The organism is Sphaerisporangium sp. NBC_01403 (assembly GCF_045040145.1).
Classification (GTDB): Bacteria; Actinomycetota; Actinomycetes; order Streptosporangiales; family Streptosporangiaceae; genus Sphaerisporangium; species Sphaerisporangium viridialbum.
In genome coordinates this window covers 3,344,640-3,358,688 of record NZ_CP109534.1, presented here as the reverse complement: position 1 = coordinate 3,358,688, position 14,049 = coordinate 3,344,640, and the positions used below count along the sequence as shown (strand labels likewise).

The 14,049-nt window shown below is 73.2% G+C and carries 10 protein-coding genes and 1 riboswitch; all 10 genes read right to left on the bottom strand.

Annotated elements, in window-relative coordinates; genetic code table 11:
• Positions 1 to 79: 79 nt before the first annotated feature.
• On the bottom strand, positions 80 to 2,239 hold the full coding sequence (locus tag OG589_RS15550) for a hypothetical protein (RefSeq protein ID WP_405149711.1): 2,160 nt from the start codon (positions 2,237 to 2,239) through the stop codon (positions 80 to 82).
• Between the two features lie 976 nt (positions 2,240 to 3,215).
• Positions 3,216 to 4,295 carry an L-histidine N(alpha)-methyltransferase gene (gene egtD, locus OG589_RS15545; RefSeq protein WP_405149710.1) on the bottom strand — a complete coding sequence of 360 codons (1,080 nt, stop codon included), beginning with the start codon at positions 4,293 to 4,295 and terminating at the stop codon, positions 3,216 to 3,218.
• A 79-nt stretch (positions 4,296 to 4,374) separates the two neighbouring features.
• Complete coding sequence (gene egtC / locus OG589_RS15540; RefSeq protein ID WP_405149708.1) at positions 4,375 to 5,124, bottom strand: ergothioneine biosynthesis protein EgtC; 750 nt, start codon at positions 5,122 to 5,124, stop codon at positions 4,375 to 4,377.
• A 1-nt stretch (position 5,125) separates the two neighbouring features.
• Entirely contained in the window at positions 5,126 to 6,427 is a 1,302-nt protein-coding gene (egtB, locus tag OG589_RS15535; protein ID WP_405149707.1) for an ergothioneine biosynthesis protein EgtB, read from the bottom strand.
• The gene (gene egtA / locus OG589_RS15530; RefSeq protein ID WP_405149705.1) at positions 6,424 to 7,659 is read right to left on the bottom strand and encodes an ergothioneine biosynthesis glutamate--cysteine ligase EgtA; all 1,236 of its coding nucleotides are present in this window, start codon (positions 7,657 to 7,659) and stop codon (positions 6,424 to 6,426) included. The genes egtB and egtA overlap by 4 nt, the downstream gene beginning before the upstream one ends.
• Positions 7,660 to 8,074: 415 nt before the next feature.
• Positions 8,075 to 9,187 (bottom strand): glycerophosphodiester phosphodiesterase, encoded by a 1,113-nt coding sequence (locus OG589_RS15525; protein WP_405149703.1) that lies wholly within the window; start codon positions 9,185 to 9,187, stop codon positions 8,075 to 8,077.
• Between the two features lie 120 nt (positions 9,188 to 9,307).
• The gene (locus OG589_RS15520) at positions 9,308 to 9,841 is read right to left on the bottom strand and encodes an HAD domain-containing protein (RefSeq protein WP_405149701.1); all 534 of its coding nucleotides are present in this window, start codon (positions 9,839 to 9,841) and stop codon (positions 9,308 to 9,310) included.
• Between the two features lie 103 nt (positions 9,842 to 9,944).
• Entirely contained in the window at positions 9,945 to 11,120 is a 1,176-nt protein-coding gene (locus OG589_RS15515; RefSeq protein ID WP_405149699.1) for an MsnO8 family LLM class oxidoreductase, read from the bottom strand.
• 184 nt (positions 11,121 to 11,304) lie between these two features.
• Complete coding sequence (locus OG589_RS15510) at positions 11,305 to 12,360, bottom strand: LLM class flavin-dependent oxidoreductase (protein ID WP_405149698.1); 1,056 nt, start codon at positions 12,358 to 12,360, stop codon at positions 11,305 to 11,307.
• A gap of 51 nt (positions 12,361 to 12,411) precedes the next feature.
• Positions 12,412 to 13,617, bottom strand: a complete 1,206-nt coding sequence (locus OG589_RS15505; protein WP_405149696.1) for an LLM class flavin-dependent oxidoreductase — start codon at positions 13,615 to 13,617, stop codon at positions 12,412 to 12,414.
• 100 nt (positions 13,618 to 13,717) lie between these two features.
• Positions 13,718 to 13,824: riboswitch (SAM riboswitch) on the bottom strand.
• Between the last annotated feature and the right edge of the window lie 225 nt (positions 13,825 to 14,049).

Here is a 14,049-nt window from a genome sequence, read left to right as displayed (position 1 = left end):
CCCCTTCCTTGACGGCGCACGCTTTCAGTCGCTGACGGTGGGTGCGGCCCTCTGAGGCACTCCGGCGGGGTCCCGCCGGTCAGGCGTCCTCCCAGAGGACCTGCCGAGGGGGGCGGGGGAGACGTACGGCCCCGCTGCGGTCGGCCAGGGTCGCGGCCCTGAGGAACAGGGGATGCCCGTCCCCGAGCGGCGGGCGGCCGTGGGAGAGGGGCGCGCGGTCGAGCAGGGGGGCGAGGAGGTCGTCGAGCCCGTCGAACCGGCCGGTCTCGAACCGGTGGGCGGCCTCGTCGTAACGCCCTTCGAGGAGCAGCGGGTGCGCGGCGTCCAGCCCGCTCGCGGTCAGGCCGGCCAGCGCGGCGCGGTGACGTCGCGCGGCGCCCTCGTCGCCGCGCGCGTCCTCGCAGCGGGCGGTCAGCAACAGCGTACGGGCGCGTCCCGGCGGGTCTCCGGGGTCGGTCTCCGCGGCGCGGACCTTCTTCAGCGTCGCGGCGGCCGCCGTGGCGTCCCCGTTCCAGAACTGGACCTCCGCCAGGGCGCGCCGTACCGACAGGACCAGGGCGTCGGACGGCGCCGCCGCGAGAAGGGCCGCCAGCTCGGAAAGCGCGTCCAGCGCGGCGCCGGGGTCGTCCCCGAGCGCGGTCGCGAGCGCGTGCGCGACGCGGGCCTCCGCCCACAGGCGGAAGGAGACGCGCGCGGCGAACCAGTCGTCGAGCACCGGCGCGCGTTCGAGCAGCCGCAGGACGGCGCTCGGGTCCCGCAGGGCGAGCTCGGCCTGCGCCATCCGCACCGTGTCGTGGTTCGGCCAGTAGGCCGTCGGCTGGAGCAGGTCCGCGCGCTGGCGCCCGGCCTCCTGGAGCAGGTGACGCGCCTCGATCGGCTGACCGGCCTCCAGCAGGGCCTCGCCGAGGGACACCCGCGCCGCGACCACGTTGATGTCGCCGGTGTCGCCGAGCCGCGCCTGCCGGTCGGCGACCACGGCCTCGGCCTGGGCGAGGCCGTCCGCCACCCTGCCGGCGCGCGTGGCCGCGCGGGCGGCGGCCTGGGCGGTCAGGGTGAAACGCCGCCACGCCGACGAGACTCCCGTGGCGGCGTCCGCGCCCTTCGCGCGCGCCGAGCGGGCCTCCTCGATGAGCCGCGCGCCCTCGACGGGGCGGCCCTCCTCCACGAGCACCTCGCCGAGGTTGTGACGGGCCCGGGCGGCGTAGGAGGCCGCACTCTCGGGGTCGTTGACCTTCACCTCGGTCTCGGCGATCTCCAGGGAGGACTCGAAGCCGGCCCGGGCGGCGTCCAGGTCGCCGTATCTGAGCAGCGCGAGCCCCATGCGGCTCCGCACGTCGCAGCGGGACCGCAGGCCGGTCTCCGTGCCGGCCTCGGGGCCCGAGAGCAGCCGTGACAGCTCCCCGGCCTCGCGGGCGGCCCGTTCCAGCAGGATTCCGGTGTCGAGGAGCGAGCGCAGGACGTTGGCCTGGGCGTCCGCCTCGGCGGACGTGCCGTCGCCGCCCCTGCGCGCCACGTCGCGGGCCCGTTCGGCCACGTCGAGGTCGTTGATCCAGGTGCCGGCGAGCGGGATGAGGTGCCTCTCGTACCAGTGGGCGCTCAGGGCCGCCGCCTGCCGGTCGACGGGACCGTCCGGGTCGTCGGTCAGGGCGTCGAAGGCGAGGTCGGAGAGCTTCTCGGCGCACGCCCGCGCCCAGCCCGGGGGCGGGAGGCACACGGCGTGCGCCGCCGCCGAGATCACCGGGGCGAGGTGGTCGGCGTAGGCGACGACGCGGCCCGCCCAGCCCGCGGCGGCGGCCCGCCCCATCGCGCTGTCCGGCCAGCTCGGCGGCCCCTGCGGCGCGGACTGGCGCTTCTCCGACGTCGCGATGTCGCCGATGCCGAGCTGGACCTGCTGGGTGAGGAACGCCTCCGTCCGGTGGAAGCGGGCGACCAGGAGCAGCGCCTGGGTGACCAGGTCGCGCGCCTCGACGAGGCTCCCGGGGGTCGCCGGCCGCTCGGGCGGACCGTTGCGGTCCGCGAACTCGACGAAGGCGTGGTGGAGGGCGAGGGCGACCAGGACCCTGCGGCTCTTGACCTCGTTGTAGAGCCAGACGGCGCTGCGGCGCCCGCTCTGGCCCTCCCGCGAGAGCCGCACGGCCGAGGCGACGTCCTCCGCCCTGACGAGGTGGTAGTCGGTGTGGCGAAGGACCCCTGCCGCGGCCTCTCCGATCGCCGAGAGCCGTCTTTCCTGCGCCGACACCTGGAAACCTCCTCCGTCAGAGCCGCGGTTCACGCATGTGAGGGGATATCAACGGCAAAAGCCATATTGATCTCCAAAGCATATATCTCGGGCATGTAGCGGGCTTCATGGGGCTCGTGCGGGGCGGGGCCGGTTCACGAGGGGCCGGAACGAGGTTCTCATCTTTCGCCGTGCCCGGAAAGCGAACGGGAGCGGACTACGAAACCCCTGGATGTAACGGCTTTTTTGGTAATAAGCACGCAGATCTGGCATGTCCCGGCGTCGCCGGGCGGCGAGGCCCCCGCCGGGCCGCAGGCAGGGCCGCCCGGGGCCGCTCAGCCTCAGGCTCACTCCGGGTGCTCGACTCAGGCTCCTCCGGTCCGCCCAGCTCAGGCCGCTCCGGGGTGCTCAGCTCAGGCCGCTCGGGGGCCGTCCAGCCTGGGCCGCGATGGCTGTGCCTGCCTGTTACGCAACCGCCCACAACGGCGTTCCTGGCTACACACCCGCCCATAATGGCGCTGCCGGATCCACACCCGCTCACGACGGTCCTGCCGGATCCACATGGGTCTCGGCGTCCTCTCCACCGGTCCGTGAGGGGGGATGATCGGCGGTTCTCCAGTGGGGAAGCGTACGAGTCCTGATATTTCCGTCTTTAGGTGCATTTCTCAGCTAATGCCGCGTATTTCCGGTTTTGCGCTATGGCGTGCGCTCGCCCGGCGCATGCGCCGCCCAGCTCTCGTCCCGCGCGGGGATGGTGCCCTGCCCCGCCACCCCGCGGGGCAGTACGGGTCGCCGAGGAGGGCGCGGAAACGTGAGGCTGGACAGCAGCGCCGCGCTGTCGGCAGACCAGCCGGCGGGCGGGTCGGTCACCGCCCGCGCGGCCTCCGCCCGGCGAGCCTTCCGGGTGGAGTCAGCATCACCGGAATCCGGCCCCACGGTGAGTGCCGGCTACGGTCGGTCTACTCGGGCCCGTCGCGAGGAGACCGCCTCGGGCAGGTCATCCGGCGTCGCCGGTCACCCTGACCCGTGCGCCCCGGCGCGGGCGGCGCGGCCCGCCGGCCTGCTCCCCGTCCCGCCGCCGGAGCTCGGGAATGTACGCGAGGACCAGGGCGAAGTCCCGAGCGGGATCGGTGTACCACCGGCCCAGCGTGAACCCGCTGCGCATCAGCTCGCCCTCCAGCCGGTACCGGTAGAACTTGGAGCTGATCTCGGTGCGCATCTCCTCGCCGGCCTTGAACGAGACGGTCAGGTCCAGCTCGCGGAAGCGGACGCGCATGGGACGGGTGGCGCGCAGACGCATCTCGATCCTGTGCAGCCTCCCGTCGTAGAGGGCCACGTGGTCGAAGGCCTGGGGGTTGAAGTCCGCGCCCAGCTCGCGGTTCATCACGGTCAGCACGTTGCGGTTGAACGCGGCCGTCACCCCGGCGGCGTCGTCGTACGCGGCCACCAGCCGGCCGGTGTCCTTCACGAGGTCGACCCCGAGGAGGAGGCTGTCGCCCGGGGACAGGGTGGCCCGCAGCTCGGCGAGGAAGGACTCCCTGGCCTCGTGGTCGAGGTTGCCGAGGGTGCCGCCGAGGAACGCGACCAGCCGCCTGCCGACGCGGGGCAGCCGCGCGAGGTGCCGCTCGAAGTCGGCGCAGACCGCCCAGATGGCGAGTCCGGGGTAGGCGTCGGCGACGCGGTGGGCCGCGGCGTCCAGCGTGGTCGCGTCCACGTCGACCGGCGAGTACGTCTTGAGCGTCCCCGCCGCGGTGAGCGCGGAAAGGAGTATGACGGTCTTCTCGCTGGTGCCCGAGCCGAGCTCGACCAGCGTCTCGGCGCCGGCCAGCCGGGCGATCTCGGCGGCGTTCTCGCGCAGGATGGCGAGCTCGCGGCGCGTCGGGTAGTACTCGGGCAGCGTGGTGATCTGGGAGAACAGCTCGCTTCCCGTGGCGTCGTAGAACCATTTCGGCGGCAGCCACTTGGGCGCCGAGGTCAGCCCGGTGCGGACGTCGTCGGCGAGGGACTTGCGGAGGTGGTCGGGGCCGAGGTGGTTGACCGTGTACAGGAACGGCAGCGGGATCTGTGTGACGGACACGCGGGCCTCCTGGTGTGACGGTGGAAGGGTGGCTCCTGAGGATCGGAAGTCGGTCGGTCGTCCGAGATGGGCCGAAGGGTCAGAGCGGCAGGATCCGCACGCCGCCGGCGGCGGCGACGACCAGGTGGCGGTCGGGGACGGCGTCCCAGCCCGGCCGGTCGTCCAGCGGCTCGCTCGCGAGCAGCACGCCTTCACCGAGCGGCTCGCCCGTGAACCGGGAGGTGGCGGCTTCGCCCCAGCACAGGAACAGGGTTTCGTTCCAGGCGGTCGCGGCCACGGCGTCGCCGTCGGTGAGCAGCAGGTTGAGACGCGCGCCCGGGTCGTCCGCACCCGCGCGGGCCACCACCTCGGCCAGCGTGTCGCCCATCGGGACGCCCGTGCCGAGCCTGGCGAACACCGCCGCCGCCAGCCACGCCGAGTCGCAGGTGCTCTCGGGCTCGCGGCCGTCGGCGAGCGGCCTGACCGCCTTGCGCGCCACCCTGCCGTTGTGGCTGAGCAGCCACCTGCCCTCGGTGAAGGGCGCGGTGGCGGACTCCTCTATCGGCATGCCCGGGCTGGCGGAGCGCACGGCCGCGAGCAGGCACCGCGAGCGGGCCGCGGCGGCGAGGCCGGGCAGGTTCGCGTCCGTCCAGATCGGGACGCAGCGGCGGTAGCGCACCGGTTCCCGGCGCGCCGCGTCGTACCAGCCCATGCCGAAGCCGTCGGCGTTGACGGCGCCGCACCGCTGCAGGCGCGGCGCGTAGGACTGCCTGAGCAGGCCGTGCTCGGGCTCCTGGATCAGCGACGCGAGCGGCTGGGGAGTACCCAGCCACGCCGCGTGGCGGCACATGTCAGGCCTCCTCCGGAGACGCCGCCCGCGCGCACCGGAACCCGGCGAAGATCTGCCGCCGGGCCGGGTAGTCCCAGTTGCGGAAGGTCGTGCGGATGGCCGTGGGATGTGTGGCCCACGATCCGCCGCGCAGCACCCGGTAGGTCTCGCCGAAGAACACCTCGCTGTACTCGCGGTAGGGGAAGGTCAGGAAGCCCGGGTAGGGCAGGAACCACGAACCGGTCCACTCCCACACGTCGCCGATCATCTGCTCGGCCCCGTAAGCGCTGGCCCCCGCGGGGAAGGCGCCCACGGGCGCGGGCCGCGAGGCGCGGTGCCCGAGGTTGGCGTGCTCGGGCAGCGGGTCGGCGTCGCCCCACGGGTAGGCGCGCGCCCGGCCGGTCGCGGGGTCCCATCCGCAGGCCTTCTCCCATTCGGCCTCGGTGGGCAGCCTCCTGCCCGCCCACCGCGCGTAGGCGTCCGCCTCGTACCAGCTGACGTGCTGCACGGGCTCGGCCATGGGCACCGGCTCGGTCCGCCCGAAGCGTGTACGCCACCACGTGTCGCCGTCGCGCGCCCAGAACAGCGGGGCCCGCACGCCCTGGCCCACGCGCCAGGGCCAGCCCGCCGGGTCCCACCAGCGCGGGTCGGCGTACCCGCCGTCCTCGACGAACTCGGCGTACGCGCCGTTGGTCACCGGGTGGCGGTCGATCCAGTAGGCGGGCAGGTCCACCCGGTGCGCCGGTCGCTCGTTGTCGTACGCCCAGGGCCGGGTGCCGGTCCCCGCGACGAACGGGCCGGCCGGGACGAGCACCTCGCCCGCGCCATCGGCCCGTCCCGGGGGCAGCTCGCCGTCGCGCACCACGCCCGGCTCCCGCGAGAGCTGCAGGGTGGCGAGCATCGTCTCGTCGTGCTGGTGCTCGTGCTGCAGGATGAGCCCGAACACGAAGCCGTCCGACCGGAGCGGCTCGGGGTCGCGCAGGTCGACGGCGTCGAGCACGTCGAGCACGCGCCCGCGCACACCCGCGATGTACGCGCGCGCTTCTGCGGGGCCGAGCAGCGGCAGGCTCGGCCGACGCGCGCGAGGGTGCGCGAAGGCGTCGTAGATCGCGTCGATCTCCGGGCGCAGCGGGGTGGCGCCGCCGACCTCGCGCAGCACCCACAGCTCCTCGTAGTTGCCGATGTGGGCAAGGTCCCACACCAGCGGTGACATCAGGGTGGAGTGCTGGCGGACCAGCACCTCGTCGTCGGTGTCGGTGTAGGCGAGCGACCGGCTCCGCCCCTGCTCCAGCTCGGCGGCGATGCGTTCCTTGAGGCCGGTCATGCCGGGACCTCCTCGCCGAGCCAGGCCCTCCCGTGCGGGCCGGGCTCGCGCACGCGCGTCAGCAGGTCGAGGGCGGGGGAGCGGCCGGTGGTCACGTGCCGGTCGGCGAAGGCGTCCACGTCCGCGACCAGGCCCGGGCCCGCGCCGAGGCGCGGCAGCGCCCCGATGGCGGCGCGGAAGCAGTCCTCGGCGGCCCGCCGGAGGCGCGCGTCCCCGAGACCCACCTGCGCCGCCTGCCACCAGCGGTCGGCGAAGGGCTCGGCCGAGGCGAGCGCGGCGTCGGCGGCGCGGTCGTCCAGCAGGAGCGCCGAGGTCACCGCCACGCAGGCGGGCCAGGAGCGCGGGTGCAGCGCGTCGAGGTAGCGGATCTCCAGCCAGCCCCGCGGCCGTACCGGGGGGAACACCGTGGTCGCGTGGAAGGCCAGGTCGCGCTCGGTGGGCTTGCGGCCGACCAGGCCGGGGGTGGCCATCCAGTCGCCGAAGGTGGCACGGCTCGGCGGGGTGTGGTGGCGCGCGTACTTCTCGCCGACCAGCATGACGCGCGCGTCCATCAGGTACCTCGCCCATGCCGAGGCCGGGTCGCCGTCCCACACCAGGGGACGGGTCCGTGTGGGGTCCAGGTGCAGCCATACGGCCTGCCGCCCCGACATCCATCCGCACGGCCGGGAGGAGACCATGGGGGAGTTGGCGAACGCGGCGTTGAGCACGGGGCCGAGGCGGTTGGCGCGCTCCCACCGGGTCTCGGGGCGCTCACCGAAGTCCACGTTGACCTGGATGGACGCGGTCAGGCACATCATCATCGGCCCGTAGGGGACGCCCAGCAGCTCGGCCATCGCGTCGTAGCGCGGCTCGCGGATCTGGCGCAGGGGCGGCCGCACCGGGTCCAGGCCCATCCCGGCGAGCACGAGCCCCTCGTCGTGCAGCGCCTTGTGCACCGCCTCGACGTCGGCGGCGGCCCCGGAGACGGCCCGCGCCAGGGTTCCCGGCGGGCCGGAGAGCTCCAGCTGGCCTCCGGGTTCGAAGGTGACGGCGCTGCCGCCGGATAGGAGGGGAAGGGACTCGGCGATGCGCTCGACCGCGACCTGCCTGGACGGGTCGGCGCGGTCGAAGACGAGGAACTCCAGCTCGATGCCGATGCCGTCGCCTGGTGTGCCCTGAAAGCACTGTCGCGCGAACCCTTCCACGTCCGCCAGGTCGCGGACTCGCGCGTCGCTGTACTCCGTACCGATCATGGACCCTCCTACGCTGAGGTGTTTCGGTCGGCAGAGCTCTGGGAGACCTCCCGTTCGCGTGATCCGGCTCGCAAGGGCATGCGAAACCGGCAAGAGGTGAGTGGGGTAGGCGAGAGAGTGTTTCCATCCGGCGAGGTCATGCCTCGCGGGTAAGTGATCGCCGGCCGGGGTCGCGGCGTCGGCGAGATCGAACGGCCGGTGGGATGGGCTGAGCCCCCTGCGGACCTCCGAGTTCCGATCACTGCGGCGTTTGACTAAGCATCTCGTACCCGTCGTTACGCCATATCAAGCCCAAAGGGGACGTTCGCCTCAAACGATACGATCTACCCTCATAGCACCAGTCGGGTGACTCCCTCGGGAACGCGAAAGCTCCGCCGGGAACCACGGAGGTTCCCGGCGGAGCAGGTGCGGGCGGTCAGCCCTCGGAGAGCAGGCGGTCGCGCGTGGCGCGGGCGATGCCGGGGTTGTCGGAGAAGACGCCGTCCACCTTGAGCGAGTACAGCTTGTCCAGGTAGCGCATCACGTCCCCGGTGGCACGCGGGTAGACCGGGCTGTCGGGGTTGCCGAGCCGGTAGTCCACGGGAAGCTGGGAGTTCTCCGGCCGGACCGTCCAGGTGTGGACCAGGAGCCGCGCGCGGTGAGCGTCCCGCACGAGCGGCGTGGGCGCCTGCGTCCTGCCGTCGGGGCCGGTCGGGATGATCCGCGTGGTGGCCACGCCCACGCCGTCGGCGTACCGGGAGATCTCCCGCAGGCCCTCGGGCGTGACGAGGTCGGTGTACGTGCGCGGGTCGCCGGCCGCCACCAGGTCGTACGGCGCGCCGCTCGCGTTGATGAGCTGGATGAGCCGCAGGCGGGTGGCCGAGCGCAGCTCCTTGAGGTTCTTGGTCTCGAACGACTGGATGAAGACCGGGGACCGCAGGCTGTCCCAGCCGTGGCGCTTGAGGGCCGCCAGCAGGGGCTCCTCCAGCGACAGGCCGATCGAGTCGAAGTACGTCGGGTGCTTGGTCTCGGGGTAGACGCCCACGCCGTACTTCTGCGCGAGCTCGATGACCTCGTCGAACGTCGGGATCTGGGCCAGCCCGTCGAAGGCGGTGTTGTCGGGCCGCAGGTCGGGGACGCGCTCCTTGGCCCTCAGCGTGCGCAGCTCGGCCAGCGTGAAGTCCTCGGTGAACCATCCGGTCATCGGCACGCCGTCGATGGTCTTGGTGGTCTTACGATCGGCGAACTCCGGGTGGTTCGCGACGTCGGTCGTCCCGGAGATCTCGTTCTCGTGCCGGGCGACGAGCACGTGGTCCTTCGTCGACACCAGGTCCGGCTCGATGTAGTCGGCTCCGAGCTGCGCCGCCGCCTCGTACGACAGGAGCGTGTGCTCGGGACGGATGGCACTGGCACCGCGGTGCCCGATGATGACCGGTCCCCGGTCGTCGTGTCCGGCCTTCGCGGCCGTCGCGCTCGCGGGCTGGAGGGCGGCGAGCACCACCCCTCCCACGAGGACGGCCAGCGCACCGGCCAGCGTCTTGTTCCACATCAGTACACACCCCACTCTCTGGTCTCGCGGGGCACGCTAATGTCACGAGCTGTACCCGGGGTGGCGACGCAGTTAACGATCAAAGGTGTGTGCGTGCCACTTCTCGGGCGGCCGGCACCGTCACACGGAGGGGGCGCCCGCGCCGTCGAGATCGGGCGTGGCCCTGCCGGCCAGCCACTCGCGCGCCCGGGCGAGGTGGCGGTCCGTCAGGCCGGTCATGGGGTCCACCTCCACCAGCAGGAACTCGTCCACGCCCGGATGGTCCTTGAGGTACTGCCAGTCGGGGGTGCCGAGGCTGTCGTCGAACCAGACGAACGGGCGGCCCGCGACGTACTCGGCGACGTGCCGGGTCTTGAAGTGCTCGCCCGCGCGGCTGCCGGGGTCGCTGTTGACCTTGATGACCGGAAGGGAGGGCAGGCCGATGCGCGGCGCGATCTGGTCGTTGGCGTGCTGCTCCCAGGTGGTGGCCCACGCCAGCTCGGCGTCCGCGTCGCGGGCGAGCTCGGCGAGCTGGCGGCCGTGCCTGCGGTTCAGCAGGATCCGGTACGTCTGCCCGTCGAGCACGCAGTCGTGGCGCCTCAGCCACAGCGAGTGCCTCCGGGCCGGGTTGAGCACCCCGTCCACGTCCAGCAGTACAAGGGGACGCTTGGTCACGTGCCGCTCCTCGGTCGTCGGTGCTGGATGCCATGATGCCGCCACCATGGCCCAGTCTTCCAACTCCGCGGCGAGAGCGGCGGTCACGCCAAGCGTTTCCAGGTCACGCCGCGCGCCCCGCCTCCGCCCGGTCCCAGGCCTCGGCGAGCAGCTCGTACGAGCGCACGCGGTCGGCGTGGTCGTGGGCGATCGTGGTCACCAGGAGCTCGTCGGCCCCGGTCGCGTCCCTGAGCACGCGCAGTCTCTCCACCACGGTCTCCGGCGCGCCGACGAACTGCGTGTCCACCCGGTCGGCCACCAGCCGCCGCTCCTCCTCGCTCCAGGAGTGCGCGGCGGCCTCGCGCGGTGACGGGAAGGGGATCGCTCCCTCCCCGGCGCGGATGCTGCGCACCCACAGCCCGTACGGCGAGGCCAGCTCGCGGGCGGTGGCGTCGTCGGGGGCGACCACCGCGTCCGCCGAGACGACGACGTACGGCGCGGCCAGGCTCGCCGACGGCTTGAACGCGGCGCGGTAGGCGTCCACCGCCTCCAGCACGCTGGACGGGCTGACGTGGTAGTTCGCCGCGAAGGGCAGGCCGCGCTCCGCCGCCACCTGGGCGCTCTGGCCGCCGCTGCTGCCGAGGACCCAGACCTCGACGTCCGCGCCCTCCCCGGGCACGGCGTGCGCGTCGAGTCCCTCGGACGACAGGTAGGTGCCGGCCACCAGGGCGAGGATGTCGTCCACCTGGTCGGCGAAGTCGGGGGACTCGGCCCCCGGCTGCTGCAGCAGCGACGCGTACAACGCGAAACGCGGAGAGGTGAGCAGGTGCGCGAACGAGAACGGCGGCGGGATGAGCAGGCCGTGCGTCTCGCGGGCGGGCCGCGCATCCTCCGGCCGTGCCTCCTCGGGGCGGGGCTCGCCCTCCTTCAGCTCCTTGAGGGCCTCGGCCCGCCGCTGCCCCGACCGGCCGAGGCCGAGGTCGATCCGGCCCGGGTACAGGGCGTCGATCGTGCCGAACTGCTCCACCACGGCCGCCGCGGTCTGGTGGCCCAGTTGCACGGCTCCCGAGCCGACCCGGATGCGGCTCGTCGCCGCCGCCACCAGCGCGATCAGCACGGCCGGGGCCGAGCTCGCGACCCCGGGGGTGAAGTGGTGCTCGGCGAGCCAGTACCGGTGGTAGCCGAACTCCTCGGCGCGCCTGGCGAGGTCGATCGTGTTCCGCAGGGCGTCCGCGGCGGTGCCGCCGGAGACGATGGGGGCGAGGTCGAGGATGGACAGCGGGGTCCGATGGGATGACATGTCTGCCTTTCGCTGCTGGGACCGGATGTACGGGGCCGGCGCTCGACCGGTGCCTCGGGGTGGACTCCCGCCCTGCTCAGGCCGCTCGGGCCGCTCAGGCCGCTCGGGCCGCTGAGACCGGGCGGGCCGCTGAGACCGGACGGGCCGCTCAGGCCGGGCGGGCCGCTCAGGCCGGGCGGGCCGCTCAGGCCGGGGCGGGCCGCGGGAAGGGCCTGCTCGGGATGTCCTTGCGCAGCACGGGCGCGATCTCGCTCTGGAAGAGCTCCAGCGTGGCCCGGTGCTGCTTGTCGGTCAGGCCGTCCGCGTCGGCGCTCAGGTGCATGACCTCGTGGCCGAACCGCTCGTGGTAGCGGTGGACCTTGTCGATGATCTGCTGCGGGCTGCCCACCAGGATCGAGCTGCGCTCGATCGCGTCCTCCAGCGTGGGGAACACCGGCGCGAGGCCCAGCCTCCGGAACATCGCCAGCCGCGCGTCGAAGATCGGCCGGTAGGTCTCGACCGCCTCCTGGGAGGTCCTCGCGCCGTAGTAGCCCGCCGTGCCCGCCCCGACCAGCGCGTCGGCGGGATCGTGCCCGTAGAACTCCCAGCGCTCGCGGTAGTAGCGGATCAGCTCGGCGTACGGCTCGATCGGGTTGGTGACGTTGGCGGAGAACAGCGGGTCGCCGTACCGGGCCGCGAGGTCCACCGACTCCCTGCTGGTGGCGCTGCCGTGCCACACGCGGATCGGCCGCTGGAGCGGGCGCGGCCAGGTCTCGGCGTCGCGCAGCTCGGGACGGAAACGGCCCGACCACGTCACCCTGTCCTCGCGCCACAGGCGGCGGAACAGCTCGTAGGACTCGCGGTTGCGGTCCCACTGGTCCTCGCCGGTCACGTGGAACAGTTGTGCCTGCGCGGCGCCGTTTCCCTTGCCGATGATGAGCTCCAGCCGGCCCCCGGACAGGTGGTCCAGGGTGGAGTAGTCCTCGAAGGCCCGTACGGGGTCCAGCAGGCTCAGCGTGGTGACGGCGGTGAACAGCCGGATCTCGGAGGTTCTGGCGGCGATGTGGCTGAGCACCACCGGCGGTGAGGAGGAGATGAAGGGACGCTCGTGGCGCTCACCGACCCCGAAGCCGTCGAAGCCCAGCTCCTCGGCCAGGACGGCGTTGTCGACCACCTCGCGCAGCCGCGCCGTGGTCGGCTTGAGCTCGCCGGTGAGGGGGTTGGGCCCGTGGACGATCAGTGTGATGGCGAGGAACTTCATGCGGGTTCCTTTTCGGCGGCGGGATCGGGTCCAGGTCGGGTTCGCAGGGGTTCAGACGGCGGCCGAGGCGTAGCGGTTGGCCGCAACGGGCAGGCCGAGCAGGCCGCGCAGAGTCGGCGCCTCGTACGCGCGGCGGAAGGCCTCACGGGCTTGGAGCACGGGCACCAGGCCCCGGGTGATGGCCGTCAGGTCGGAAGGGAGCACGCCGGGACGCAGCCGGTAGCCCTCGATGCCCGCCTCCTGCCAGTCGAGGAGCCGGTCGGCGAGCCCCTCGGGGGTGCCGGCGAACACCGCCGCGTCCGAGACGTGCCCGGCCCCGTCAAGCGAGTCCAGCCGCGACCGGCGGCCGGCCGCCGCACGGGCGTCGGTGTCGAGGTAGACCAGCAGGTCGGCGAAGACACGCAGGGGCTCGCCCACCCGGCCCACGGCCGCCTCCGCCTCGCGCACCTCCGCGACGATGGCGCGCGCCTGGTCCTTGTCGTGCGGGGTGACGTAGACCACGTCGGCGCCGCGTGCGGCGAAGCGGTACGGCAGTGAGGCGTGCGCGAGCGCCGTGACGAGCGGCTGGCCCTGCGGAGGGCGAGGGGTGATCGCCGGGCCCTTGACGCCGAACCACCGGCCCCGGAAGTCGACGTAGTGCAGCTTGTCGCGGTCGACGAAGCGGCCGGTGGCGACGTCGCGATTCACGGCGTCGTCCTCCCAGCTGTCCCACAGGCGGCGCGCGACCTCGACCGCGTCCGCCGCCTCCTCGAACAGGTCGTTCACGTGCCGGGACAGCTCGGGGGCGTCGTGGTCCTCCGGCCGTAGAACCGGGAACTCGCGGCGGCCGAAGTGCGCGGCCTCGGTGTGGCGGCCGGAGACCTGCGCGCGCCACCCGGCGCGCCCGCCGCTGACGTGGTCGAGGGTGGCGATGCCCGTCGCGACGTGGAAGGGCTCGGTGTGGGTGGTCGTGGCCGTGGGCACCAGCCCGACGCGGGTGGTCGCCGGGGCGATCCTGGCCGCGAGGAGCACGGCGTCGAGCCGCCCGCGGACCTGGTCGGTGCGGTCGTCGGGCCCCTCGTACCGGGAGGACTGCGGACCGAGGGAGTCCTCGATCGTCACGAAGTCGAGCAGGCCGCTCTCCGCCTCGGCGGCGAGATCGGTCCAGTAGCGGGCGGAGAAGAGCTCTCGCGGGCGGGCGGACGGGTCGCGCCACGCCGCGGGATGCCAGCCGGCACCGTCGAGGGCCGCGCTGATGTGGAGGGGAGTGGGCGGCATTCGGGGCCTCTTCCTCGTGCTGCGTCGGCGGGGGCTTCGGCGAACCGCGATGCGGCCGCTCGCACCCCCCACCTCCAGCCGATCACCGCCGGCCGTGACCGGCGTTCGCTTGCGGGACGCTGCCGTCCCGCCTGGTCGTCACCTGGAGCACCCTGCGGACGCGGGTTGCCGACCAGCAAGCCAGGGCTTGTCGCTGGTCTCATGACCTGAATCGACGATAGCCACGCGCCGTGAAGTATGCAATTCCTACCTGATTAGTTCTAAAACTGGTGTGGCCGGTCGCGTCGGGGCCCGGAAACGCGTCGTGCCCCGCACCGTGAGGTGCGGGGCACGAGGTGAAGCTGAGGGCCGGTGAGCGGTCGCCTCTCGGCGGGTGGCACAACGTGGCTCCAGCCGGACGGTATTCCACGAAGGCAATAGGTGAGGCCCGGG